This is a genomic window from Streptomyces sp. NPDC003393 (assembly GCF_053589015.1).
Genome location: NZ_JBSFRB010000013.1, coordinates 100505 through 123466, shown reverse-complemented (window position 1 = coordinate 123466; position 22962 = coordinate 100505). Strand labels below are relative to the sequence as shown.

22 protein-coding genes, 1 tRNA gene and 2 pseudogenes are annotated in these 22962 nt (G+C 70.9%); 17 read left to right on the top strand and 8 right to left on the bottom strand.

The genetic code is table 11. The features are described from left to right. Positions 1–303: 303 nt before the first annotated feature. From ACWDUZ_RS15910 to ACWDUZ_RS15900, 3 genes and pseudogenes are all read left to right on the top strand, one after another. Positions 304–1871: pseudogene (locus ACWDUZ_RS15910) on the top strand (CoA-acylating methylmalonate-semialdehyde dehydrogenase). 501 nt (positions 1872–2372) lie between these two features. Further along, complete coding sequence (locus tag ACWDUZ_RS15905; RefSeq protein WP_451632390.1) at positions 2373–3128, top strand: SDR family NAD(P)-dependent oxidoreductase; 756 nt, start codon at positions 2373–2375, stop codon at positions 3126–3128. Positions 3129–3186: 58 nt separating this feature from the next. Next, the gene (locus tag ACWDUZ_RS15900) at positions 3187–4065 is read left to right on the top strand and encodes an ABC transporter substrate-binding protein (protein WP_451632389.1); all 879 of its coding nucleotides are present in this window, start codon (positions 3187–3189) and stop codon (positions 4063–4065) included. Positions 4066–4104: 39 nt separating this feature from the next. Here ACWDUZ_RS15900 and ACWDUZ_RS15895 read toward each other — a convergent pair whose 3' ends face one another. From ACWDUZ_RS15895 to ACWDUZ_RS15885, 3 genes are all read right to left on the bottom strand, one after another. Further along, positions 4105–4482, bottom strand: coding sequence for a fic family toxin-antitoxin system, toxin component (locus tag ACWDUZ_RS15895; RefSeq protein ID WP_451632388.1), 378 nt, complete (start codon positions 4480–4482; stop codon positions 4105–4107). Then, entirely contained in the window at positions 4482–4721 is a 240-nt protein-coding gene (locus ACWDUZ_RS15890) for a hypothetical protein (protein ID WP_451632387.1), read from the bottom strand. The genes ACWDUZ_RS15895 and ACWDUZ_RS15890 overlap by 1 nt, the downstream gene beginning before the upstream one ends. Before the next feature lie 68 nt (positions 4722–4789). Then, positions 4790–5722 (bottom strand): DMT family transporter, encoded by a 933-nt coding sequence (locus ACWDUZ_RS15885; protein WP_451632386.1) that lies wholly within the window; start codon positions 5720–5722, stop codon positions 4790–4792. 82 nt (positions 5723–5804) lie between these two features. Here ACWDUZ_RS15885 and ACWDUZ_RS15880 point away from each other — a divergent pair, with 82 nt between their 5' ends. The 11 genes from ACWDUZ_RS15880 to ACWDUZ_RS15830 all read left to right on the top strand — a co-directional run bounded on the left by ACWDUZ_RS15880 (position 5805) and on the right by ACWDUZ_RS15830 (position 16896). Further along, entirely contained in the window at positions 5805–6710 is a 906-nt protein-coding gene (locus ACWDUZ_RS15880; protein ID WP_451632385.1) for a LysR family transcriptional regulator, read from the top strand. Between the two features lie 306 nt (positions 6711–7016). Then, a complete protein-coding gene (locus ACWDUZ_RS15875) occupies positions 7017–7811 on the top strand; it encodes a GNAT family N-acetyltransferase (RefSeq protein WP_451632384.1) in 795 nt (264 codons plus the stop codon). After that, positions 7808–8032, top strand: a complete 225-nt coding sequence (gene infA / locus ACWDUZ_RS15870) for a translation initiation factor IF-1 (protein WP_451632383.1) — start codon at positions 7808–7810, stop codon at positions 8030–8032. Before ACWDUZ_RS15875 ends, infA begins: the two co-directional genes overlap by 4 nt. 338 nt (positions 8033–8370) lie before the next feature. After that, positions 8371–9018, top strand: coding sequence for a helix-turn-helix domain-containing protein (locus ACWDUZ_RS15865; protein WP_451632382.1), 648 nt, complete (start codon positions 8371–8373; stop codon positions 9016–9018). A 100-nt stretch (positions 9019–9118) separates the two neighbouring features. Further along, positions 9119–10420: an MFS transporter gene (locus ACWDUZ_RS15860; protein ID WP_451632381.1), complete on the top strand. Its 1302-nt coding sequence runs from the start codon at positions 9119–9121 to the stop codon at positions 10418–10420. 11 nt (positions 10421–10431) lie between these two features. Further along, positions 10432–11787, top strand: coding sequence for an FAD-dependent oxidoreductase (locus ACWDUZ_RS15855; protein WP_451632380.1), 1356 nt, complete (start codon positions 10432–10434; stop codon positions 11785–11787). After that, positions 11784–12974 (top strand): CaiB/BaiF CoA transferase family protein, encoded by a 1191-nt coding sequence (locus ACWDUZ_RS15850; RefSeq protein ID WP_451632379.1) that lies wholly within the window; start codon positions 11784–11786, stop codon positions 12972–12974. The genes ACWDUZ_RS15855 and ACWDUZ_RS15850 overlap by 4 nt, the downstream gene beginning before the upstream one ends. Next, the gene (locus ACWDUZ_RS15845) at positions 12971–13756 is read left to right on the top strand and encodes an enoyl-CoA hydratase-related protein (protein WP_451632378.1); all 786 of its coding nucleotides are present in this window, start codon (positions 12971–12973) and stop codon (positions 13754–13756) included. Before ACWDUZ_RS15850 ends, ACWDUZ_RS15845 begins: the two co-directional genes overlap by 4 nt. 13 nt (positions 13757–13769) lie before the next feature. Continuing rightward, positions 13770–14663, top strand: coding sequence for a dihydrodipicolinate synthase family protein (locus ACWDUZ_RS15840; RefSeq protein ID WP_451632377.1), 894 nt, complete (start codon positions 13770–13772; stop codon positions 14661–14663). Continuing rightward, positions 14663–15436, top strand: a complete 774-nt coding sequence (locus ACWDUZ_RS15835) for an SDR family oxidoreductase (protein WP_451632376.1) — start codon at positions 14663–14665, stop codon at positions 15434–15436. The genes ACWDUZ_RS15840 and ACWDUZ_RS15835 overlap by 1 nt, the downstream gene beginning before the upstream one ends. A gap of 29 nt (positions 15437–15465) precedes the next feature. Beyond that, a complete protein-coding gene (locus tag ACWDUZ_RS15830; protein WP_451632375.1) occupies positions 15466–16896 on the top strand; it encodes an aldehyde dehydrogenase family protein in 1431 nt (476 codons plus the stop codon). A 237-nt stretch (positions 16897–17133) separates the two neighbouring features. On the opposite strand, the gene ACWDUZ_RS15825 is transcribed toward ACWDUZ_RS15830, so the two are convergent. After that, the gene (locus tag ACWDUZ_RS15825; protein ID WP_451632374.1) at positions 17134–17556 is read right to left on the bottom strand and encodes a DUF7144 family membrane protein; all 423 of its coding nucleotides are present in this window, start codon (positions 17554–17556) and stop codon (positions 17134–17136) included. Positions 17557–17826: 270 nt separating this feature from the next. On the opposite strand from ACWDUZ_RS15825, the gene ACWDUZ_RS15820 reads away from it, so the two are divergent. Continuing rightward, the gene (locus ACWDUZ_RS15820; protein WP_451632373.1) at positions 17827–18114 is read left to right on the top strand and encodes a hypothetical protein; all 288 of its coding nucleotides are present in this window, start codon (positions 17827–17829) and stop codon (positions 18112–18114) included. A gap of 180 nt (positions 18115–18294) precedes the next feature. After that, positions 18295–18363, top strand: a tRNA-Ser gene (locus tag ACWDUZ_RS15815). A gap of 240 nt (positions 18364–18603) precedes the next feature. Here ACWDUZ_RS15815 and ACWDUZ_RS15810 read toward each other — a convergent pair. Both ACWDUZ_RS15810 and ACWDUZ_RS15805 read right to left on the bottom strand, forming a co-directional pair. Beyond that, a complete protein-coding gene (locus ACWDUZ_RS15810) occupies positions 18604–18888 on the bottom strand; it encodes a hypothetical protein (RefSeq protein ID WP_451632372.1) in 285 nt (94 codons plus the stop codon). A gap of 249 nt (positions 18889–19137) precedes the next feature. Next, positions 19138–19379 (bottom strand): annotated as a pseudogene (locus tag ACWDUZ_RS15805) (IS630 family transposase); the annotation flags it as partial. Positions 19380–19713: 334 nt separating this feature from the next. On the opposite strand from ACWDUZ_RS15805, the gene ACWDUZ_RS15800 reads away from it, so the two are divergent. Beyond that, positions 19714–20148, top strand: coding sequence for a VOC family protein (locus ACWDUZ_RS15800; protein ID WP_451632371.1), 435 nt, complete (start codon positions 19714–19716; stop codon positions 20146–20148). 173 nt (positions 20149–20321) lie between these two features. Here the strand turns inward: ACWDUZ_RS15800 and ACWDUZ_RS15795 are convergent, their stop codons facing one another. After that, a complete protein-coding gene (locus tag ACWDUZ_RS15795; protein ID WP_451632370.1) occupies positions 20322–21758 on the bottom strand; it encodes an NAD(P)/FAD-dependent oxidoreductase in 1437 nt (478 codons plus the stop codon). Then, on the bottom strand, positions 21751–22941 hold the full coding sequence (locus tag ACWDUZ_RS15790) for an MAB_1171c family putative transporter (RefSeq protein WP_451632369.1): 1191 nt from the start codon (positions 22939–22941) through the stop codon (positions 21751–21753). The genes ACWDUZ_RS15795 and ACWDUZ_RS15790 overlap by 8 nt, the downstream gene beginning before the upstream one ends. Between the last annotated feature and the right edge of the window lie 21 nt (positions 22942–22962).

Below are 22962 nucleotides of genomic sequence, written 5' to 3'. Positions count from 1 at the left end.
AGCGCTTGGCATTGGGGCCGGCCCCGGGAACCGACGGGCCGGACGCGCGGTGGCTCAACCGCTCGATCTCGGACCCGCGAGAGACGGATCTCGAGGAGCCGCATGTCTGCCGCTCGGCATCGAGTGACCCGCGCCACCACAGTGCGGGACAAGAGGGAGGCACTTCGCGCCCCGGGCCTCTGATCTGCCACAACTCGCAACATCGAGCCATACGTTCCTGGCAGCAGCAGTTGCGCCCGCTCGGCCACGGCGGCACGTGCCCCTGGCCGAAGACGTGGCCCGCTCCGGGCGCGGCCGAGGTCCCTGAGGTGCGACGACAGGAACCTCGCGGCCCGGCGCCGTCACCCTCGAAGGAGTCTTGCCGATGAAGACCGTCACCCACTGGGTCGCGGGAAAGCCCTGCGGAGACCTTTCGGGCGCGTCCGGCGCCTGGGGACCCGTGACCGACCCCGCGACCGGAGAGGTCACCACGCGGGTAGCGTTGGCCGGCCCCGACGAGGTCGACGCGGCGGTCGCCGCGGCGAAGGAGGCCTTCGCCGCCTGGAGCCGGTCCCCGCTCGCTCAGCGGACCGCGATCCTCTTCCGCTACCGCGCCCTGCTGGACGCGCACCGCGACGACCTCGCCGCGCTGATCACCGCCGAGCAGGGCAAGGTCCACGCGGACGCGCTGGCCGAGGTGGCCCGTGGCCTGGAGATCGTCGAGCTGGCCTGCGGGCTCGGCACGGCGCTCGCGGGCGACATGTCGACCGAGGTGTCGAGTCACGTCGACGTGGCTTCGATCCGCCAGCCGCTCGGTGTGGTCGTCGGCATCTCACCGTTCAACTTCCCCGCGATGATCAGCATGTGGATGTTCCCCATGGCGATCGCCTGCGGGAACACCTTCGTCCACAAGCCGAGCAGCAAGGCCCCGTCCGAGGCCATACTCCTCGCGGAGCTCGCGGCCGAGGCGGGCGTGCCCGACGGTGTGCTCAACATCGTGCAGGGCGACGAGGTCGCAGGTGGACGCGCTGCTCGACCACCCGGACGTGGCGGCGGTGTCGTTCGTGGGCTCCACGCCGGTCGCCCGCCACGTCTACAGCAGGGCCTCCGCCCACGGCAAGCGCGTCCAGGCGCTGGGCGGCGCGAAGAACCACATGCTGGTGCTGCCCGACGCCGACCTCGATGCGGCGGCCGAAGCCGCCGTGTCCGCCGCCTACGGCTCCGCGGGTCAGCGCTGCATGGCCGTCTCCGTGGTGGTCGCGGTCGGCTCGGCGGGCGACGCGCTGGTCTCCCGGATCGCCGAGCGCGCCGCGAAGGTCAGGACAGGACCGGGCAACGACCCGGCGTCGGAGATGGGCCCGCTCGTCACCCGGGCGCACCGCGACGAGGTCGCGCGGTACGTCGCGGGTGCGGCCGCCCAGGGAGCCGAAGTGGTGCTGGACGGCCGCGGCTGCACGGTCGAGGGCCTGGAGAACGGGCACTGGATGGGCATCTCGCTCCTGGACAAGGTCAGCACCGACTCGGACGCGTACCGCGACGAGATCTTCGGACCGGTCCTGTGTGTGCTCCGCACGGAGACCTACGAGGAAGCCATGGGCATCATCAACGGCTCCCCGTTCGGCAACGCCGCCGCCGTCTTCACCCGCGACGGCGGCGCGGCCCGCATGTTCCAGTTGGAGGTCGAGGTCGGCATGGTCGGCGTGAACGTGCCGATGCCGGTGCCGGTGGGCTACCACTCCTTCGGCGGCTGGAAGGACTCGGCCTTCGGCGACCACCGCATGTACGGCAGCGAAGCCGTGCACTTCTACACACGCGGCAAGGTCGTCACCAGTCGCTGGCCGGATCCCACCGAGACGGCAACCGGTCCGGACCTGGGCTTCCCCGTGTCCTGACCCGCGCAACCCGCACCTCCGGCCGCCCGGCTCCCCCAGGATGCCGGTGCGGCCGCAGGCGTACGTCGCGCGGTCCGGCGGGCGAAGCGACCGACGCGGCCCCCATCGAGGGGGCACTGATCCTCATGGGGCTGTTCACCGCGGCCGGCTGGAAGCACTGGACCCGCACCGTCTTCTCGTCGACGTGCAACGCGCGGACGCCGCGCGGGCCTTGCGTGGCCTTCCGCTCGTCCTCAAAACCTGACACACGGCGAACACACCGTCGTGGGAAGAGCCTCCGTGACGGGATCGGCAGCGGTCTCCCTGCGGGGCCGGCGGGCGCGGACGTACGGTACTGGTACATGCGCTCCTCACCCGCAGTACGGCCTGGGGTGCTCCGCAGCGGGCCACCGCCTGCACCGTTCTCTGCGGTGCGATCCGCCCGGCGGACCAGGGCATCGTCGGTGAACGACCTCGGGCGGTCATCCCGACGGCCCGTGACGACGATCAGGAGGTGGGCCCATGACCGGGACGGCTGCCAGGGTGGCGTTGGTGACCGGGGCCGGCAGCGGGATCGGAGCGGCCACGGCGCGGCTGCTGGCCGCGCGAGGAATGCGCGTGGTGGTCAACTACCTCAGCCACAGCAAGGCGGCCGAGAGGGTCGTGACCGGCATCGAGGCCGCAGGCGGGCAGGCCATGGCCGTGCAGGCCGACGTGCGCGAGGAGGCCGCTGTCGAGCGCATGGTCGGGCAGGTCTGGGAGGCCTGGGGCGGCATCGACGTGCTCGTGCACAACGCGCTCATCCCCTATGCGGTCAAGTCGTTCCAGGACATGAGGTGGGAAGAACTCGGCGGCAAGATCGATGCCGAGATGCACGCGGCGTTCGCGGTCACCAAGGCCGTACTGCCCGCCATGACCAGGCAGGGTTGGGGGCGCCTCATCTACATCGGCACCGGACTCAGCCGCCGGCCCCGGGCGGGCATGATCGCGCTGGGCGTCTCCAAGGCCGCACTCGAGCAGTTCGCCCGATATCTCGCGCAGGAACTCGGCCCGCAGGGCATCACGGCCAACATCGTCTCGCCCGGCCCGGTGGCGTCCCGCATCACCGATGACGTGCTCGACGAGGCGACGAGGCAGCGACAGGTGGCCGCCACGCCGCTGGGCCGCCTGGCCGACCCGGCCGACGTCGCCCAGGCGGTCGCCTTCTACGCCGCCGAGGACAACTCCTTCATGACCGGTACCACGGCCGCGGTCAACGGCGGGATGGCGATGTACTGACGCCCCACTGACCACCGCACACGAGGCCGCGCCCGTAAACGATCAGGGAAATGACGTTATGCACACGATCGACCTGGCCTACGTCGGACGAGGCCTGCACGAGGAACTGGTCGCCTACATCGCCGACCAGCAGGACCACTACGCCGACGAGGGCATCCACGTCGCGCTGCGCGACGGCTGCGCCTGGGACGTGGAACGGCTGCGCCGGTGCGCCACCATCGGACTCGGCCGGGCACTGCTGTCGCGACTGACCGACGGCATCCCGTGGGTCGCGCTCAATGTCAACACACACCGCCCACTGTTCTGGTTCCTCGCTCGCTCCGGCCTGACCGCGCTGACCGACCTTGCGGGCCGACGGCTGGCGGTGCACGCCCCGCGCACCCCACCCGGCGTGTTCGCCCGGATCGTGCTGCGGAAGGCCGGCCTGGACCCGGACCGCGACGTCCACACCATCGAGCGCTCGCCCGGCGACTACGGCATGGGCCTGCGCCTGCTCGACAAAGGCAGCATCGACGCCGCCTACGTCGGCAGCACCATGGCACCGGAGGCGGTCGCCGCCGAGCGCGGCTGGCAGGTGCTGGGCTGGGTCGGCGACCACTTCCAGCTCCCCACCGTGGGCGTGGCGGTCGACCCCACCTACATCAGCCCCGACGACCCGGCGGTCCGGGCCGTCGTACGAGCACACCGGCGCGCCCTTCAGGTGATCCATGACGACCCCGGCACCACGGTGCGGCACATGCGGACGTTCCTCGGCGGGCAGACCGCGGAAGAGGTCCGAGCCCACTACGAAACGTTCATCGCACCGTACTTCGCCGCCGACGGGCAGGCCGACCTCGCTGTCGCCGACCGCGCGATCACCGCGGTCGCCGCCGAACTCGACGTCCCCGCCGGCGTCACCGCCGCGGAGTTCTACCGCACGGCGGTCACCGCACTGTAGGCACCCCCTGCCGGGAGCGGCGGAGGCCGGTCCGCGGTGTCAGGTGGCGGTGGGCCAGGTCCGCAGCAGGGTGGCGATCTTCTCGGCGGTGCAACCGGGGTCGAGGAGCAGGTCTTTGAGGGCGACGGCATCCTCGCGGGCGGGCTTGACGGGGATCCCGACGGCGTCGAGGTACATGACACCGGTGGCGGCGGCGACGGCCAGGTTGGAGCGCTCCAGCCAGCGGCACCGGCCGAGCGTGTGCACCAAGGCGGCGGCCTTGGCATAGGGGCCGTCGTAGATCGGCTGCTCGAACAGCCCGGCCCGGTGACGGGCGACCGCCGACACGGGAACACCGTAGTCGTCAGGGGCTGGATCGTTCGCCCCCGCTGCCTCCGCGACCTGAAGGATCCAGGCGACGTCGATGTGCAGATCCATCAGGCCGCGCGTGGTCCCCGAGGTGTCCGCTGGGCTTCCTCGGCCTCGTCGAAGACCGCCTGGTGTTCGGCCAGGAAGTGGGCGGCCGCGTCCACCGCACGGGCACGCAGACCGCTGGCGTCGTCCTGCACGAGCCGGGCAAGGTAGTCCCCGACACTCAATCCCAGGTCGGCGGCGCGCTTCTTCGCGAGTTCCGCGACATCTTCATCCACGCGCGCGCCCAGCTGTGTCTTGGCCATACCCGGCATGGTAACAGGTGTTACCGCGATCTGACCAGGCTGAGACGTGCGGCGACCGGCAGGCGCGATCAGGCGCCGATGGGTGTCGCCGCCGGGCGCTCTCCGTCCTCGTTCGTGATTCCTGCCGTGATGATGCGGTGGGTGCGTTCGATGGCCTGGCCCCAGTACGTTCCGGCGACCATGAGCACGGCGCCGAGGGCGGCCCAGAGGGTGAGCCGTTCACCGCCGAGGCTGATCCCGAAGACGACGGCCCAGATCGGTTCGGTGCCCAGAAGAAGGCTGGCCCGGCTGGCCGAGGTGCCCTGCACGGCCCAGGTCTGGGCAAGGAAGGCGAATACGCTGCAGAACAGGGCGAGATAGAGAAGTTGAGTCCAGGTGGCGGCACCGCTGTGGGCCAGATCGGGCAGGTGGGTGAGGGCCGGCGCCACGAACAGGGCCGAGCCGACGACGGTTTGTACGGTCGTCAGGTGAAGCGGGTCCAGGGGGCGGCCGGCGGTGAGTCGTCCGACGAGCGCGACGTGTCCGGCCCGGACGACCGCGGCGGCGAGCACCAGCGCATCTCCGAGTCGTGGTACGTGCAGCCCGGTGCTGGCGGTCAGCAACCCGACAGCCAGGACACAGAGTCCGGCGGCCACGAAGAAGGTCCAGGGCAGTCTGCGGCTGCCGGTGCGGTCCAGCAGCGGCGTCAGCACAATGGTCAGGCTGATGATCAGTCCGGCGTTCGCGGCGCTGGTGTGCGCCACCCCGTAGGTCTCCAGCACGAGCACGGCCGCCTGTGTGACGCCCAGCAGCAGCCCGACGCGGACCTCTTCGCGGGTGCCGCGGCGCCTTCGGCGCAAGGCGACCAGGGCGCCGCAGGCGAGCGCGGAGAGCGCATACCGGACGAACAGCACCGCCATGACCGGGAGCGCGACGGTGGCCGTCTTGGCCGAGACATAGCTGGATCCCCAGACCAGGGCGACCAGCAGAAGTACCGCATCGGTACGGCGGGCAATGTGCATGACCCTTACGCTGCCACCCCGGGACATTGAAGGCCACAACCAACTTCTTAACCAAAGTTGTAGCAGGACTACACTGTCGGGCATGGACGAACGGCAGCTGCGGATCCTGCGTGAGCTGGGAGAACTGGGCAGTGTCAGCGCGGTGGCCGAGGCTCTGCACGTGACGCCGTCCGCGATCTCGCAGCAGCTGCGACTGCTGCAGCGCTCGCTCCCCGTCCCGCTCACCGAGCGTGCGGGACGCCGGGTGGTGCTGACCGACGCCGGGCAGGCCCTGGCCGCGGCGGCCATCGAGGTGGAGAGCGCCCTGGCTCGGGCACGTCACACCGTCACCGATTTCGCGGAGCAACCCGACGGCGACGTATCGGTGGCCGCGTTCCACAGTGCGGCCTCCGCATTCTTCCCGATCCTGCTGCGCAGCCTCGTCGGCCGGGGCCGCCCCCGCCTGAGCCTCGGCGACGAAGACGTCGCACAGGACCGCTTCCCCGCACTCACGCGTGACTACGATCTCGTGCTCGCTCACCGCCTCGACCATGGTCCGCCCTGGCCACGCACCGTGGCCGCCACCACGCTCCTGCAGGAGCCCCTCGACATCGCCCTGCCGGCCCACCACCCACTGGCCGCCAAACCACTGCTCACACCGCGGGACGTGGCAGACCAGCCGTGGATCACCGTTCACGACGGCTTCCCACTGATGGCCACCATCGAGGCCATCGCCGGCGCCGCCGACCGCCGGCTCGACATCGTCCACCGCATCAACGAATTCGCGGTGGTCGCCGAGGTCGTGGCCGCCGGCGGCGGCCTGGCGCTGATGCCGCGCTGGACCTCCCGTGCGCACCCCGACGTAGTCCTCAGACCGTTGCGCGGAGTGCACGCCCGACGCCACATCGACGTTCTCCACCGACCCGAACGCACCGCCCGGAAAGCCGTCCGAACAGTCCTCACCGAGTTGCACCGCGCCGCCGCGGCGATCCGGGCGTCAGACGCCTGAGCCGCTGCCGACGACCGCGGGTGCTGCTCCGCGGCACGTTCCGAACTCGATGGCATCGCCTGGGCGTTGGTGGGCCGTCAAGCAGTGACCGAACCGAGCTGAGTGGGCGTCGTGCGCCGGTAAAGGAATTGAGCGCGGCGGAGCCCGGCTGCTACGTTCCCCGTGGACCGTGAAGTCGTCGTAGGGAGGTGAGACCCGTGAACACAGTCATCCATGGGTGCTCCCCCATCCCGTCACGGTCCGGCGGCTGACCATCGGTGTCGCCAGGAGCGCCTGAGATCGAGGCACTCCTGGAAGGAGACTCCGATGAACACAAAACCTTTCACATCCGGCCTGAGCGGGAACGCGGTGGTGATCACGCGTGTCGCGGACCGGCAATGGCATGCCCTGGACGACGACCTGGTGGTCGGCCGCGCGTATGCCGCGCGCCGGCCCGACGGCCGTTTGTTCGTCGGCATCGACGCCTGGCACGACGCCGCCTTCGACCGGCTCGCCGAGGCGATGCCGGCGGAACTTCCGGCGCCGCTGTACACGGTGGTCGACGAAGCCGACGTCGAACTGACGGCCCGTTGGCGGCGGGCCGGTTTCACGATCCGGCGCCGCGAGTGGGAGTACGTCGTACCGACCGACCCGCGGGTCACTGGCCTCCAGGACGTCCTCCCGCCCCCGGGCGTGACGATCGTGCCCGCGGGTCAGGCTGACGAGGGCCTGTTGCGGGCGGCGGACCGCGCGATCCGTGACGAAGTCGAGGCGACCGCTGGATGGTGGCAGTCGATGCCCGCGGAGGTGATGGGCGACACCGAAGGCGGCACCGTCGTCGACCCGTCGAAGTACGCGGTGGCCGCGGCGGCGGACCGCTACCTGGGGCTGATCCGGGTGGTGAGGGCGAAGCGGCCGCGCATCGGGCTGGTCGCGGTCCGGGCCGGCGAGCGGCGCCGCGGCATCGCGCGGGCTCTGCTGGCCCACGCGTTGGGGGCGCTGCACAGCTGCGGGTCCACAGCGGCCTGGACCGAGGTCCAGGAGTCCAACGAAGCGGCCGCGGCCCTGTTCCACGGCGTCGGCGCCCGGCCGATGGGCAGCAACCTGGAGCTGGTGCGATGACCAGGAACAAGAACGTCATCGAAGTCGAGGGCAAGGTCGTCGAGTGCCTGCGCAGCGCCATGTTCACCGTGGAGCTCGAGAACGGCCACCAGGTGCTCGCGCACATCAGCGGCAGGATCCGCAAGAACTACATCAAGATCATGCTGGAGGACCGGGTGCTGGTGGAGCTCCCGCCGTACGACCTGACGCGCGGCCGGATCGTGTTCCGGTACCGGAACTAGCGGGTGTGTGATGTCGTAGCCGGTCTTCGGGTTGTGTCTCTTTGTCTCTTCGTCTCCTCGCGGGGACACAACCCGGTGGCTGCGGAGATGTGGCATCAGGGGCGCGCCCCTGAGAAGGGGAACAAGCCGCCGACCGGAGGTGGAGGGGCGCGGTCGGCGGGCTGAGCATGGCGGTCGGTCATAGGACGGCCGCCCGAGGCGCGGCTTCGGCCGTGCGTCGGGCGGCCTGGTACGGCCCCTGAGCTGCGGGTTCCGCCGGCCTTCCGGGCCGGGCACCCGGTCGGCGCGGACGAGATGAACATCAGGGGCTTGTTTTCAGCATCGTGAAGGTCTTCAATATGTCGCAGAACACAGCACTCCAGGGACAGGCGGAGACCGTGCACGACACCGACGCACCGATGCCGGACGGCCGGCCGGACCTCGATGTACTGGCCGCCACGGTCGGCCTGCAGATCAAGGCCCTGCGCAAGCAGGCCGGACTGACCCTGGACGAACTCAGCCGCCGCTCCGGCATCAGCACCGGACTGATCAGCCAGGTCGAGCGAGGGAAGGGCAACCCCTCCTTCACCAGCCTGGTGCAGATCGCCCACGGTCTGGACGTGCCGATCGGGCGGCTGTTCCATCTCGTCGAGCAGGTCAGCCCGGTGGTCCGCGCCCACGAACGCCGCAGCCTTGAGTTCCACGGCTCGGACCCGGCGGACGGCGACCGCTACGAACTGCTCACCCCGTCACTCAACGGCGCTCTCGAGGTCCTGTGGGTGGTCACCCAGCCGGGCCACGACACCAGCGCCAACCCTTTCCGTCACAACGGCGAGGAGTTCGGCATCGTGCTCTCCGGTGTGAAGGACGTCTATCTCGACGGCGTCCGGCACCGGCTCGAAGCAGGCGACTCCATCACGTACTCCTCCAGCATTCCGCACTGGTACGTCAACCCCGGTGACGAGCCCGCCACCTCCATCTGGGTGATCACCCCGCCCAGCTGGTAGGCGAGGCCCGCACCGCCCCGTCCCCAACGCCCCGGCCGCAGGCCCGGGCGCCGGTCCCGCACGGCCTCGTCCCGTGCCCCTCCCCATGAGGTGCCCCGCCATGGCATCACTCATCGGCAGAAACCCTGTCGCCACCAGAAACTCCCTCTCCCACCGCCGCGCGCTGCTGGCCCTCGGCGGCGGCAACGCCGTCGAGTGGTACGACTGGATGGTCTACGGGCTGCTGGCCTCCTACATCGGCCCGCTCTACTTCCCGTCCGGCAACTCCGTCTCCGAGACCATGTCCGCGCTGGCCGTCTTCGCGGTGGGTTTCGCCGCCCGGCCGCTCGGCGCGATCATCTTCGGCACCCTCGCCGACCGCATGGGCCGACGCGCCATCATGCTCTTCTCCATCGGCTCGATGGTCGTGAGCAGCCTGATCATCGCCCTGCTGCCCAGCCATGCGAGCATCGGGGTCTGGGCCGGCGTCATCCTGCTGGCCAGCCGCATCCTGCAAGGACTGTCCACCGGCATCGAGGCCCCGCTCAACTCCGCGTACATCGTGGAGCTGGCTCCCGAGGGCAGCACCGCCCGGTTCGGCAGCGTCATCAGCATCTACGTGCAGGCCGGCATCGTCGGCGCCTCCCTCGTCTGCTTCCTGACCACCTCCGTCATCACCCCCGACGCCATGGCGTCCTGGGGCTGGCGCATACCGTTCCTCATCGGCGCACTCGGCGGCCTGGCCTTCCTCTGGCTGCGCCGAGGCCTGCCGGAAACCCTGCACACCGCGAGCGAGGCACAGGCCGCTCCGACCCGGGTGGGCCAGGTCTGGGCCGAGGTCTGGCAGCACCGGCTGGCGCTCCTGGCGATCGTCTTCGTGGTGGCCGGCGCGCAGGCGCTCAACTACACCTGGGCCACCGGACTGCCCAATCTGGCCCGCTCCGCCTACCACGAGAACCCGGACACCGTGTTCCTGGTCTCCACCCTCGCCGGGATCTGCGTCGCCGCGCTCTACCCGCTCGTCGGCCGGCTCGCCGACCGCAAGCGAATCTCCCGCACCTTCCTCGTCTCCCGGCTCGCCGTGGTGCCCCTGATCTTCATCGTGCTCGCCTACCAGCAGCCCGGTATCGCGACCTTCACCGTGGTGATGCTGGTCGGCGCCCCCGTGCTCGCCTTCACCATGGGCCTGTACAACACCGTCGCCGCCACCTTGATGCCGACCAGCTGCCGGGTCACCGGCGTCGGCCTCGGCTACGCGATCGGCGTGGCCGGCTTCGGCGGCACCGCCCCCTATCTCCTGCTGTGGCTCCAGGACCTCGGCGCCGGCTGGGCGTTCCCCGTCTACGGCGCGGCCCTCTGCCTGCTCAGCGTCCTGCTCTACCTGCTCGTCCTCCGCCGCGGCGGCGTCCGCGTCGGCAGCTGAAAGGAACTCAGATGCCCCAGACCGTCTCTCTCGACGCCATCGAGGCACCCGTGGTCCAGCGGTCCGACGTCATCGTGGTCGGCGGCGGACCGGCCGGGGTCAGCGCGGCCGTGGCCGCCGCCCGCACCGGCGCCGACGTCACCCTGCTGGAGCGCTACTCGGCCCTCGGCGGCCTGGCCTCCGGCGGCATGGTCCTGGTCCTCGACGACATGATCAACGGGGACGAGGTCACCGTCACCGGGATCGTCGACGAGTACGTCGAGCGGATGGCCAAGCTCGGCCTCGCCGTCTACCCGCCGCCCGAGGACCGCTTCTCATCGCCCGAGACCTGGGCCAAGTGGGGCCGCTGGGGCGCCTTCGACTTCCACTCCCACACCAGCCCCAAGCCGATCTGCTACGCCGTCGCCTTCGACCCCGACGGCTGGAAGCGGGTCTCCAACGACCTGATCCGCGAGAGCGGCGTCAACCTGCGGCTGCACAGCTGGTTCTCCCGTCCGGTGGTCCAGGACGGCGCGGTCAGGGGCGTGGTCTGCGAGACCAAGGCCGGCCCGCAGGCGGTGATGGGGGACGTGGTCATCGACACCACCGGCGACATCGACGTGGCCTCCCGGGCCGGCGCCGCCTACACGCAGGACAACTACCTGGTCACCCTGGTCTTCCGGCTCGGCGGGGTGGACACCGCGGCCGCCGAGCGCTTCGAGCAGGACCACCCGCGCGAGGCCCGGGCCGTCAACCGCAAGATCAAGCGGATGCTCGGCGGCGCCTGGGAGCTGTGGTGGCTCAAGACACCCGTCCCCGGCGTGGTCTGGTGCAACTGCCCGCACATGACGGGATTCGACGGCACCGACCCCGTCTCGCTCACCGAGGCCGAGTTCGAGGCCAGGGCGCGGATCGGGGCCGTCCTGGACCACATCAAGTCCGACCTGCCCGGCTTCGAGAACGCCTATCTCCTCGACGTCGCCGAGCAGATGGGCGTCCGGCAGACCCGGCTGCTCCAGGGCGAGTACGTGGTCACCAAGGACGACATCGCCTCCCGCCGTCACTTCACCGACAGCGTCGCCCGCGGCCGCGACTACTACACCCCCTACCGCGCGCTGCTCCCCCGCGGCGTCGACCAGCTGCTGGTCGCCGGCCGCCACTACTCGGCCACCCCCGAGGCGCAGCGGATCTCCCGTGAGATCCCGCCCTGCATGGCCATGGGACAGGCGGCCGGCATCGCCGCCGCCACCGCGGTGGAGCAGGGCGTGGCGGTCCGCGACGTCGACCCGGCCGTCATCCAGCACCGCATGCGCGAGCAGGGCGCCGACCCCGGTGACATCCCCGCGTCGAACGCGACCGTCGACCAGCCCGAGGAGGCCGTGGCATGACCGCCACCCCGCAGCCGCTGAGCGGCGTCACCGTCATCGACTTCACCCAGGTCTTCATGGGCCCGTCCTGCACCCAGATGCTGGGCGACTACGGCGCCGACGTGATCAAGGTGGAGCGCCCCGGCACCGGCGACATCTCCCGGACCTCCATCCCGGACGAGGCCGGCCTGGACAACCCCATCTTCCTGTCGATCAACCGCAACAAGCGCAGCATCGCCGTCGACACCCGCACCGAGGAGGGCCGGCAGGCCGTCCAGGAACTGGTGCGCTCCGCCGACGTCGTGGTGAGCAACTTCCGGGCCGGCGTGATGGAGCGGCTCGGCCTCGGCTACGAGGCGCTGCGCGCCGTCAACCCCAGGATCATCTGGGCCTCCGGCACCGGCTTCGGCACCGAAGGCCCGTACGCCCACAAGGGCGGGCAGGACGCCATCGCCCAGGCGTACAGCGGAGTGATGTGGCGCCGGGTCTCCGACGACGACCCCGTCACCCTCTACCCGACCACCCTGTGCGACTACACCACCGGAATGCACCTGCTCCAGGGCATCCTGCTGGCCCTGCTGCACCGCGACCGCACCGGCCAGGGGCAGAAGGTCGAGGTGTCGATGTACGACTCGATGCTGCACATGCAGATGCAGGAAGCCTGCCAGCAGCTCAACCGCGGCTCCGAGATCAACTGGGCCGCGATGCCGCTCACCGGGGTGTTCCGCACCACCGACGGTGCACTGATCATGGTCGGTGGTTTCAAGGCCGACCCGTTGCACCACATCAGCCGCGCCCTGGAACTCGACGAGGATCTGGGCGAGCGCCCCGAGTTCGCCACCCTGGACCTTCAGTTCGCACACCGCGCCGAGCTGCAGGAGATCTTCGCCCGGGCGGTGGCCGGCAACACCACCGACCACTGGGTCAAGCGGCTGGAGGCCGAGGACATCCTCTGCGCCCCGGTGCGCAGTCTGGAGCAGACCCTCGACGACGAGCAGACCGCGGTCAACAAGATGATCGTCGAGATGGACCACCCGGTCGCGGGCCGCGTCCGCGCCCTCAACGCGCCGCTCCACCTCTCCGCCGCGCCCGCCGAGATACGCCGGGTACCGCCACGGCTCGGCGAGCACGGCACCGAAGTGCTCACCGAACTCGGCTACACCACCGAGCAGATCGAGCTGCTCCGCGAGAAGGGCGTCCTGCGATGACCGACGAGGTCCGCTCCGTACGCGACGGACACATCGCCCGCGTCACCATCGACCGTCCCGCCGTCCTCAACGCGGTGGACGTCAAGACCAACGCCCGGCTCAACGAGATCTGGGCCGAGATCGAGGCCGACCCGGACGTGCGCGTGGTCGTCGTCTCCGGCGCCGGAGAGCGGTCGTTCTGCGTGGGCGCCGACATGTCCGCCGACGCGGTGGACAAGACCGGCCTCGAATACTGGGCGGGGCTCGATCCCAACGGCTTCGGCGGACTCAGCCTGCGCACCACCCTGGACGTCCCCGTGATCGCCCGGGTCAACGGCTACGCACTGGGCGGCGGCATGGAGATGGTCCTCGGCTGCGACATCGTCGTCGCCGCCGAGACCGCCCAGTTCGGACTCACCGAACCCCGCGTCGGCCGGATCCCCCTGGACGGCGGCGTCTTCCAACTGGTCCGCCGGCTGCCGCACACCCAGGCGATGGGGCTGCTGCTCACCGGCCGCCGCGCCTCGGCGGCCGAACTGCACCGGATGGGTCTGGTCAACGAAGTGGTCCCGGCCGGGCAACTGGACGAGGCCGTCGATCGCTGGATCGGCGACATCCTGGCCTGCGCCCCCACCTCGCTGCGCGCCATCAAGCAGATGGTGCAGCACGGCAGCGGGCTGTCGGCGCGGGAGGCGCACAGGCTGCGCACCCCCGCGCTGATGGCGGCGCTGGACAGCGAGGACGCCCAGGAGGGCGTGCTCGCCTTCCAGCAGAAGCGGCCGCCCGTCTGGCCCGGACGATGAAGGGAGTTCATTGATGCCCGCACACCTCGCCCCCGGAGTCTGGGGTGTGGTCGCCACGCCCTTCCTCGGCTCCGCCCTCGCGGTGGACGAGCCGAGTCTGGCCCGGCTGGTGGAGCACTACGAGCGGATCGGCGCCACCGGTCTGACCGTGCTCGGCGTCTTCGGCGAGGCCGCCCGGCTCTCCGCCGAGGAGCGCCGCGCCGTGCTGGAGACGGTGGTCGACGCCGTCGACCTGCCGCTGGTCGTCGGGGTCACCGCCCTTGCCACCGCACCCGTGCTGGAAGAGGCCCGGCTGGCGCGCGAGGTGGCCGGGGACCGGCTCGCCGCGGTGATGGTGCAGGTCAACTCCCCCGACCCGCGGACGGTCGCGGCCCACCTCAACGCCGTCCACGACGCCACCGGCGCCGGGATCGTGGTCCAGGACTACCCGGCCACCAGCCGGGTCACGATCCGCACCTCCGACCTGGTCCGCGCCGTCCGCGAGGTCCCCTCCACCGTCGCGGTCAAGGCCGAGGCGCCGCCCACACCGGCGGCCGTAGCCCAGCTCACCGCCGAGGTGGACGTCCCGGTCTTCGGCGGCCTGGGCGGGCTGGGCCTGCTCGACGAACTCGCGGCCGGCGCCGCCGGAGCGATGACCGGCTTCTCCTGCCCCGAGGGACTGATCGCCTGCGTCGAGGCCTGGCGCGGCGGCGGCTACGAGGCGGCCCGGGAGGCATATCTGCCGTACCTGCCGCTGGTCAACTTCGAGGCGCAGGCCGGGATCGGGCTGGCGCTGCGCAAGGAGGCCGTCCGGCGTCGCGGCCTGATCATGGAGTCGGGGGTGCGGCCACCGGCCGCGCAGCTGCCCGAGAGCCTGATTCCGCAGCTGGAACGGCACCTGGCCGCACTGCCCAAGGAGGTGCGGTGATGGACCTCGGCATCCGAGGCCGCATCGCCGTGGTCGCCGCCTCCACCGGCGGCCTGGGCCGGGCGGTGGCCGAGGCGCTGGCCGCCGAGGGCGCCTCGGTCGTGGTGTCCGGGCGGCGCGGCGACCTCGCCGAGAAGATCGCCGCCGGGCTGCCGGACGCGGTCGGCGTCCAGGTCGACCTCACCGACCCGGACGGGCCGCAGGCGCTCGTCCAGGCGGCCCGCCAGGCCTACGGCGACCCCGACATCCTGGTCCTGAACGGCCCCGGCCCGCGGCCCGGCACCGCCTCGGCCCTGGACACCGGCGACCTCGCCGCGGCCGTGGACTCGCTGCTGCTCGCCCAGCAGCGGCTGGTGGCCTCGGCCCTGCCGGCGATGCGCCGCCGCGGCTGGGGCCGCATCCTGGCGATCGGCTCCAGCGGCATCGCCGAGCCGCTGGCCGGACTGGCCCTGTCCAACGCCGGACGGGCCGCCCTCGCCGCCTACCTGAAAACCCTCGCCGGCGAGGTGGCCGCCGACAACGTCACCGTCAACCTGCTGCTGCCCGGCCGGATCGCCACCGATCGGGTGGCGGTCCTGGACGCCGCCCGGGCCGAGCGCGAGCAGCGCCCGGTCGCCGAGGTCCAGGCCGCCTCTCGGGCCACCATTCCCGCCGGACGGTACGGCGCCCCGGCCGAGTTCGGCGCGGTCGCCGCCTTCCTGTGCGGCGCCCCCGCCTCGTACGTCACCGGGACCGCGCTGCGCTGCGACGGCGGCCTGGTCCGCAGCCTGTGACCCTTCGACTTCGCAAGGAACCGCACCTCATGAGCACTGTGCACATTCCGAACCTCATCGCCGGCGAGGAGGTCGCCGGCGACGGCCTCGAGCGGTACAACCCGGCGGACCCGGCCGAGCTGGTCGCCGTGGCCCCGGCCTCCGGTGCCGAGGCCGTCGACGCGGCTGTGACGGCCGCCGCGGCGGCCCAGCCGGGATGGGCCGCGCTGCCCGCCCCGGCGCGCGGCGCGATCCTGCTGGACGCCGCCGAGATCCTGCGCGGCCGACACGAGCAGGCCGCCCGCGACCTGGTCCGGGAGGAGGGCAAGACGCTGGCCGAGGCGCGCGGCGAGGTCCGCCGGGCCATCGACGTGCTGCGCTTCTTCGGCTCCGAGGGCTGGCGGCTCGGTCAGCAGGTGCTGCCCAGCTCGCTCGCCGACACCATGGTCCACACCCGCCGGGAGCCGATCGGGGTCGTCGGGCTGATCACCCCGTGGAACTTCCCCATCGCCATTCCCGCCTGGAAGCTGGCGCCGGCGCTGATCGGCGGCAACGCGGTCGTGCTCAAGCCCGCGGAACTCACCCCGCTCTCCACCCGCCACCTCACCGAGGTCCTGGTGGAGGCCGGGCTGCCGGCCGGGGTGCTCAACGTGGTGCACGGCACGGGCGCGGTGGCCGGCGAGGCCCTGGTCCGCGACCCGCGCGTGGCGGCGGTCTCCTTCACCGGCTCCACCCGGGTCGGCATGCGCATCGAGCGGGCGGTTCAGGAGCGCCGCGGCCGGGTGCAGGTGGAGATGGGCGGCAAGAACGCCCTGGTGGTCCTCGACGACGCCGACATCGAACAGGCCGCCCGGATCGCCGCGGCCGGCGGCTTCGGCCTGACCGGTCAGGCGTGCACGGCCTCCTCCCGGGTGATCTGCACACCCGGTGTCCACGACGACTTCGTCGCCGCACTCGCCAAGGAAGCGGCCCGCTACCGCCCCGGGGACGGCCTGGCCGACGGCACTCTGATGGGCCCTGTCGTCAGCGAGGGGCAACTCGGCACGGTCACCGCTGCCATCGAGCAGGCCAGGACCGAGGGTGCCGCCGTCGCCGCCGGGGGCGACACCTCCGAAGGGCTGATGCTCGCCCCCACCGTGCTCACCAGCCTGACCGGCAGGAGTGCGGCGGCCCGTGAGGAGATCTTCGGCCCGGTGATCACGGTGCTGGCCGCGACGGACCTGGACGACGCGATCGCCCAGGTCAACGACTCCCCCTACGGCCTGGCCGCGGGCATCTGCACGAGCAGCCTGGCCGCCGCCCAGCGCTTCGCCGCGGCCGCCCGCGTGGGCGTCGTCAAGGTCAACCGCCCGACCACCGGCCTCGACCTCAACGTCCCCTTCGGCGGCGTCGGCGACTCCTCCAGCAACACCTTCCGCGAACAGGGCGCGACCGCCGTGGACTTCTACACCTGGTCCAAGTCCGTCTACCTCGGCTGGTAGAGCCGACTCGCTCCTGATGGACCCCGGAACAGCGCCGAGGACCCGTTTGCGGGGTCGTCGGCGCACGGGGTCCAAGGGACTACCTGTCCGCACTGCCGGCCGAACCACTCGCGTGGCCCGTGCCGTCGCGACACGGGCCCCGGCCCGGAGCGGTGCGGCGACGACGGAGCTGATGTCGATGCCATGTCCGAGGTGGTCGTGGACCTCGGACCACACCCTCTCGTCCGGCGTCCGGTGCTATGGGCCGACGCTGGTTTCGACATAGCTCCTCGTGAGCGCGAACAGGATCAGGAGATCGAGTGTCATCATCGGAATGGCCCATGCCGGATAGTGCGGCACGAACATGAACTGGGTGATCAGGCTGACGGCCGTCAGCGCTGCGCCGCCCCCGCGACCCCAGCTCTTGTCCGCCAGGACCGCCACGCCGGTGATGACGAGCAACACACCGACGACGAGGTGGATCACGCCCCAGGTGGTCAGGTCGAACCAGTAGGTGTATTCGGACGACGTGGCCAGCAGACTGTCCTGTGCGATGGCGGAGACGCCCATGAGGATGCTGAACGACCCGCTGAGCGTCATCATGGCCCCAGCGGCGATGGAGGCGCCCTTGAGCGCCTTGCTGCCGTGTCCTCGTAGCGCCTTGTCGGGTATCGCTGTCATGGTCATCGCCTTCCCTGCCGGCGCCGTCAGCGACGCACAGTGCAGTACGCGAAGCCGCCCGCGCCTCCCTGACAGGATCGCCGCAATCGTTCGGCAGCGCGACCGCGATCTCGTCCCGCCGCCGACGCGGTAGAGGCATGCGACCTGCGCCGTGCGTCCGTCACCTGCGCACCACAAGCCTTCTGAGGCACGTGTCGAGTCGCGTTCGCACCCCGTTTCTCACCGACCGCCGACGGCCGCCCGCGACGCATTGCGTGAGATCATCCGTCCATGAGCAGCGACGTGGAAGTGAGTGCTCTGGCGATCAATGTCACGATCCCGCGGGCGCTCCGCTGGACGGACACCCGACGCGGTGAAGCGTTCACTCTGACCACACTCAACGTCCGGCTTCTCCCGGACGGCCACCTCGCCGTGAAGGCCTACGGCCGGCCGGTCGGCGGTGGTCGGGGCGCGTACGTCTCGTTCTCCGTCCCGGACGAACCCGAACTGGCGGCCCTGGTCGCCGAAGCTGCCGGCCGTGCCGCCGAGTTGTGGGCCGCCCATCACGGCCTCGGCTGAACGCGGTTTCGCGTCGATGACGGACGGTGGCGCCCGGCAACCTCACATGTGCGTGGCGACAGGCCCTGCCTGATCGCCCATAGGACGCTCGCCGGGGGTTCTTCCCTCCCTTGGACGGACGACGCCCCGCCGGAAACCCGCGTGCGCTCGGACCTGCTCGCTCGCTACCGTTCTCCACGTGCAGGTGCGCAGGCAGCGGCTACTTCTCCTGTCAAGAGAGTGACGCGGGTTCGAATCCCGCCGCCGGCCCCGTGCCGGTGTCGTCCAGCGGCCGAGGACACCTATGTCGCCGCGGCCGACCTCGACCTCTGCGCCTTCGGCACGAGTCGCCCGCCACGTGGCTTCAGGCGGCGGCTCGGTCATCCTCGGTCGACCCGGCCGCGGTCTTGCACCCTCGACGGCGAGGACCGTCTCCTGTCCGTCTTCGCCCGCAGCGCCAGGCCGCTACAGCTTGGTGGAGGCCACCTCACATGGCCGGTTCGAACGCCGTCAGGCGGAAGCCACCACCTCGCCGGCCATGACTTCGGGCGGGTTGGGCAGCAGTGACGCGAGATTGTCCCGCACGAAGCCCGCAGCCCTCAAGATCGATTCTTCGGCCCCGGCCCGGTCCTGGAAGACGCTGGTCGAGATCATGACTCCGTCTCCGGCATCGATCCAGTAGTAGGCCACCAAACCGGCGACCTGGCGCATGAGCGGCACGAACCCCTCGTTCACCAGACGCGCCGCCTCGGCCGAATCGGTCACCCCTTCGTACCGCCGGACTGCTGCATACATCTCCAAGCTCCTCACGGGGTTCCGGGTCCGTCCTCTGCCGAGACGTCGTACCCCTGCGACGGCGGTCCGGCCCATGAGACACCCGGCAATCACCTGAAGGCCACCTCGGGTGATCCGAACGGCGGCCGCCCACCCGGACGCGAACCCCTCCACGGGGCGAACGAGATCTTGAAGGCCGCGGCGAGTTCCTCGGCTCCGCGGTGGCCGGCCTGGTAAGGGGTCGGCGCTGCATTGCGGCCCAGTGCCGCATCAGGCAACGTTCGCCCTGTCGACCACATAGCGAAGCCGCTCGTCGACGGCCTGCTTGTTCCGCCAGATGATGCAGCGGCGGATCATGTCGCGCTGCTTCCGCGGCCGGCGTCGTCGGTGCCGTCGATCGCGAAATGACGCAGCGCGGTGAACTGGACCTCGATGCGGTTCAGCCAGGAGCTGTTGGTCGGGGTGTAAGCGAGCTCGACGTTGTTCGCCGAGGCCCAGTCGCCACGTCGCTGGTGAACGTCACCTCGGCGATCTCCGCGCCACGGGCCTGCCCTGCGCGAACACCAACACCATCTCACGAACCCGCACACGCCCGGCCACCGCTCAGCAGCCCGGCTGCCCGGTCCGGCCGCCGGCACGAGACCGCCGCCACGCCGCTTCCACAGGCGTAAGGTTCGGGTCGGCCAGCTTGGCCTCGGCCACTTCCCGGATACGTCCCGCAGGATCGGTCCGGCAGCCCTACCGACCGGTGCGGCTGACGAGGTGGGTGTCTTCTTGCCACCGGAGCTTGGGCCGGCAACGGTCAGAGCCCGGTTGAGCGACGGAGTCCCCTGATAAGGTGCGCCGATGTCAACGATCAAGAAGTTTCAAGTCACCTTCGACTGTGCGGAACCTGAGCGGGTCGCTCGCTTCTGGTGCGAGGTGCTGGGATACGTGGTGCCGCCGCCACCGGCGGGGTTCGCCACTTGGGACGACTTCAACGGCTCGCAGGCTCCCGAGGACCGGGATTCATGGTTCGCCTGCAGTGACCCCTCAGGTGTGGGCCCGCGGTTGTACTTTCAGCGGGTACCCGAAGGCAAGGTCGCCAAGAATCGGCTGCATCTCGACGTGAGGGTCGGTACGGGACTCGTGGGGGAAGAACGCCTGGCGGTGCTCGAAGCCGAGTGCGCACGGTTGGTCGCGCTCGGCGCCGTACGCGTGCGGCTGCTGCCGGCCGACGAGGACAACGAGTCCTGCCTCGTGATGCAGGACATCGAGGGCAACGAGTTCTGCCTCGCCTGAGTGCCCTCCGAGCCGGGGAGGCCTGGAACTGCTGCCTCCCATCGGGCCTCTCCGCCTTGCAGGAGGCGGGAGTCGTCGCGCGCGCTCCGCGTCCTGCGAGCCGTTCCGCCGGGACGCCGTGCCCTGCCTCGTGGCATCCGCTGCGGCGGCGCCTTACGTCACATCGATGGCGCTCACCACGCGCCTTCCGGTCGGAAAGACTGTGCGGCGCCGTCCAGGCCGTTCAGGAGCGCGCGCTCGGCTGGGGAGAATTGAGGGCGGTCGGGCCGCGGGCGCAGGGGGCCGACGAGAGCTGTCAGCAGTACGTCGGGGCGGATCAGTGACGTGGGCGGCGCCTGGAGGGACAGGACGTCGGTGAGAGCCGTGGCCGCGTGGAACGAGCCGGTCGCCGTCCGGGACAGGCGGCTGACGTAGCGATGAAGCAGCCGGTCGACGGGGTTCGGCCGTTTTCCCTTCGTGGTGGAGAAGTGGATGTCCTGGCCGGTACTCAGGGCCCAGGCGCTGTCGATGGGTCGGGCGATGGCGCGTCGGGCGCGGCGGGCCAGCCCGGGCCGCAGGCCGGCGGCGAGCGTGGTGCGCAGGGCAACGGCTCCCTGGGCGGCCACCGAAATGCCTTGTGCGTACACGGGATTGAAGGCGGCGACGGAGTCTCCCAGCGCCAGCAGGCCCTCGGGCCATGCGCTGAGTCGTTCGTAGTAGTTGCGCTGGTTGGCGGTGCTGTGGGTGACGCGGACGTCGGTCAGGGGTTCGGCGTGGGCAAGGAGGTCGGCGATGACGGGGTGGCGCAGGGTGCGGGCGAAGGGCTCGAAGGCGTCGGCGTCACGGCTGGGGTGCCCGCCGGGGGCTCCCATGAGGCTGACGTGCCAGCGGTTGCCTTCGATGGGCAGGATTCCGCCGGCGTTTCCCGGCGTGCGCAGGCGTGGATCGGCTTGCACGCCGACCATGGGCCAGTTCGTGGTGGGGACCGGGGCACGGTAGATGCGGCTGGCGTAGGCCAGGCCTGAGTCGACGTCGTCCTGGGCGAGGCCGTCGATGCCCAGCCGGGTGAGCCACTGAGGGGCGCGGGTGGTCCGGCCGGAGGCGTCGATGACGAGGTCGGCGTCGAGTCCGGCCTCGGTGCCGTCCGCGGCACGGACCCTCACGCCGGTGACCGCGTGGCGGTCGCCGAGGAGTCCGACGGCCCTGGTGCGGGAGCGCAGTGTGACCTTCGGGTCTTTGAGGACATGCTCCCGTACGACGAAGTCGGTCAGGTCGCGGCTGGCGGTGATCACGTAGTGGGTGGCACGTCGCCAGCGCCGGTACCAGCCCTCAGGGGAATAGATGACCATGTTCGTGGTCACGGGTATGCGGTGGGCGCCTGCCGCCAGCAGCGCAGCGATGCTTCCGGGCAGGAGCGCGTCGATGGCCTCGGCGCCACCGGTCTGCAGCATGTGGATGTGGGCGGCCTGGGGGACGCCGGTGCGCGGCTCGGCGCCTTCGGGCAGTTCATGGGCTTCGACGATCTCGACGGAATCGACATGGTCCTTGACGGCGGCCGCCGCGAGCATGCCGGCGATGCTGCCCCCGATGACGACGACCCGAGGGCGGATCCAGCGCAACGCTTCATTCATGATGGGCTGCTTTCTGCACAGTCGCGTACTGCTGGGCGAGGGCATGCGGGGTGGGCGAGTTCAGTGCCAGGGAGAGGCACGCCAGGTCCTGTCCGCGCCATGGCGCCGACTGCCCGGTGTCCCGCAGTCGGTCGGGGTTGGTGCGCTGCTCTTCACGAGCGGCCAGGAGCATGGCGGCGTCCGCGGTGGCCGCCGCGCCGGGCTCGTCGTAGCCGTACTCGAGGGCCGCACGGTGGGCCATCTCCCGGACGGCGGGATCGCAGTAGGGGGTGAGGGCCAGGATCGCGTCGTACAGGGCGGTCTTCCGAGCTGTCAGGAGCACGGCCGGCCGGGTCCGCCACCATGACAGCGGGACGCGCACGGCGGCGGGAGTGGACACCGTCTCGAGGGCCTGCCACAGCGGTGTGAGCTGTCTCAGCTCCCGTACGGCCCTGACGCTCCCGGTCACGTGCGGTCCGGCAAGGGGGACGGCGAATCCGATGGCCCCGGCGATGCTGGCCGGAGGGGCGAGGAGTGGAGAGACCTTGTCGACGAGGAAGTCCAGGTCGTGTCCGGTCCAGCGGGCAGTCACCGCCACGAGCCTCATGCAGTCGTAACACACGATGATCAGGTAGGCGGGCGCGAGGATGCGCAAGCCGGCCCGGAGCGACCCGTTGACTTCCCTGGACCACCTCCAGCACAGCAGGCCGGCGGCCATGGTGGCCACCCCCTGCGCGACCAGGTAGGTCACGATCATTTCACGGATGTACGGAGTGTCCGCGTAGAAGACGTCGAAGAGTGTGAGCTGCTGCACCGGGGCGTCTCCGGCCCAGAACAAGAAAATGATCAGCAAGGTGGCCGTGCTGTACGCGGTCACGACAAGGCGTGACACGCGTCGGGTCCGTTCCGCGGATGCCGGACGCCAGTTGACGATCAGCAGGAGGCTCGCCCCGGAGAAGACCGTCGTCGTCCCGTAGACCACCGGGGCGGCGAAGTTGGCTGTTCCGGAGATTCGGTCGACTGTGGCGATGCACTGCGGTGCGGCCAGGATCATCTCGCATCCCGCGGCGAAGAGCAGCAGGCAGGCCGCGCGTAACAGCTTGTCGTGCGGTCTTCGCACCATCGTGGGGACCTTCACCGCGCAGACCAGGAAGAGCAGGACTCCGCACAGGTAGAAGCCCGGATCGCTCGGTCCGGATGTCACTTGGCCGCTTCCCTCCTCGGT

Bases quoted from the DNA above. Each gene is read 5' to 3' on its own strand.
- ACWDUZ_RS15800 (WP_451632371.1), top strand. From the start codon at position 19,714: ATGTCAACGATCAAGAAGTTTCAAGTCACCTTCGACTGTGCGGAACCT.
- ACWDUZ_RS15820 (WP_451632373.1), top strand. From the start codon at position 17,827: ATGAGCAGCGACGTGGAAGTGAGTGCTCTGGCGATCAATGTCACGATC.
- ACWDUZ_RS15880 (WP_451632385.1), top strand. From the start codon at position 5,805: ATGGACGAACGGCAGCTGCGGATCCTGCGTGAGCTGGGAGAACTGGGC.
- ACWDUZ_RS15865 (WP_451632382.1), top strand. From the start codon at position 8,371: ATGTCGCAGAACACAGCACTCCAGGGACAGGCGGAGACCGTGCACGAC.
- ACWDUZ_RS15905 (WP_451632390.1), top strand. From the start codon at position 2,373: ATGACCGGGACGGCTGCCAGGGTGGCGTTGGTGACCGGGGCCGGCAGC.
- ACWDUZ_RS15825 (WP_451632374.1), bottom strand. From the start codon at position 17,556: ATGACAGCGATACCCGACAAGGCGCTACGAGGACACGGCAGCAAGGCG.
- ACWDUZ_RS15840 (WP_451632377.1), top strand. From the start codon at position 13,770: ATGCCCGCACACCTCGCCCCCGGAGTCTGGGGTGTGGTCGCCACGCCC.
- ACWDUZ_RS15890 (WP_451632387.1), bottom strand. From the start codon at position 4,721: ATGGCCAAGACACAGCTGGGCGCGCGCGTGGATGAAGATGTCGCGGAA.
- ACWDUZ_RS15860 (WP_451632381.1), top strand. From the start codon at position 9,119: ATGGCATCACTCATCGGCAGAAACCCTGTCGCCACCAGAAACTCCCTC.
- ACWDUZ_RS15795 (WP_451632370.1), bottom strand. From the start codon at position 21,758: ATGAATGAAGCGTTGCGCTGGATCCGCCCTCGGGTCGTCGTCATCGGG.
- ACWDUZ_RS15845 (WP_451632378.1), top strand. From the start codon at position 12,971: ATGACCGACGAGGTCCGCTCCGTACGCGACGGACACATCGCCCGCGTC.
- ACWDUZ_RS15835 (WP_451632376.1), top strand. From the start codon at position 14,663: ATGGACCTCGGCATCCGAGGCCGCATCGCCGTGGTCGCCGCCTCCACC.
- ACWDUZ_RS15895 (WP_451632388.1), bottom strand. From the start codon at position 4,482: ATGGATCTGCACATCGACGTCGCCTGGATCCTTCAGGTCGCGGAGGCA.
- ACWDUZ_RS15855 (WP_451632380.1), top strand. From the start codon at position 10,432: ATGCCCCAGACCGTCTCTCTCGACGCCATCGAGGCACCCGTGGTCCAG.
- ACWDUZ_RS15830 (WP_451632375.1), top strand. From the start codon at position 15,466: ATGAGCACTGTGCACATTCCGAACCTCATCGCCGGCGAGGAGGTCGCC.
- ACWDUZ_RS15900 (WP_451632389.1), top strand. From the start codon at position 3,187: ATGCACACGATCGACCTGGCCTACGTCGGACGAGGCCTGCACGAGGAA.
- ACWDUZ_RS15875 (WP_451632384.1), top strand. From the start codon at position 7,017: ATGAACACAAAACCTTTCACATCCGGCCTGAGCGGGAACGCGGTGGTG.
- infA (WP_451632383.1), top strand. From the start codon at position 7,808: ATGACCAGGAACAAGAACGTCATCGAAGTCGAGGGCAAGGTCGTCGAG.
- ACWDUZ_RS15885 (WP_451632386.1), bottom strand. From the start codon at position 5,722: ATGCACATTGCCCGCCGTACCGATGCGGTACTTCTGCTGGTCGCCCTG.
- ACWDUZ_RS15810 (WP_451632372.1), bottom strand. From the start codon at position 18,888: ATGTATGCAGCAGTCCGGCGGTACGAAGGGGTGACCGATTCGGCCGAG.
- ACWDUZ_RS15850 (WP_451632379.1), top strand. From the start codon at position 11,784: ATGACCGCCACCCCGCAGCCGCTGAGCGGCGTCACCGTCATCGACTTC.